The organism is Streptomyces cyaneofuscatus (assembly GCF_000718135.1).
In the GTDB taxonomy this organism is placed as follows: domain Bacteria; phylum Actinomycetota; class Actinomycetes; order Streptomycetales; family Streptomycetaceae; genus Streptomyces; species Streptomyces cyaneofuscatus.
The window spans coordinates 1-433 of the sequence record NZ_JOEM01000073.1 but is presented as its reverse complement, the minus strand read 5'-3'; the positions used below and the strand labels follow the sequence as shown (position 1 = coordinate 433).

Below are 433 nucleotides of genomic sequence, written 5' to 3'. Positions count from 1 at the left end.
GTAGGAGGAGTAGAAGTACGGGGTCTTCGCCGCGAACTCCGCCGCACACGTATCCACCGTCTTGTACACCGGCCGGATCCCCAGCGCATGCCGCACCTCACGGACCACGTCCTCGCGCAGACCCCGGATCTCACCGATCTGGGCATCGGAGAACCCGTGCCGCTTCGCCTCCGCCAGCAGCTCAGGGTCAAGGTTGTCAGCGGCGCCCAGCTCGTCGGCGATCTCCTTGATCAGGAACAGCTGGTCCACGAACCACGGATCGATCTTCGTCGACTCGAAGACCTCCTCCTGCGTGGCCCCGGCACGGATCGCCTGCATCACCGTGTTGATCCGGCCGTCCGTAGGCCGGACCGCCTCGGCCAGCAGCTCGGCCTTGTCACCGACCGGGCCGGTGAAGGCGAACTGCGAGCCCTTCTTCTCCAGCGACCGCAGG

At 66.5% G+C, this 433-nt stretch carries 1 pseudogene; it reads right to left on the bottom strand.

The features are described from left to right. Positions 1-433, bottom strand: a pseudogene (locus tag IF17_RS0135805) (carbamoyl phosphate synthase large subunit); the annotation flags it as partial.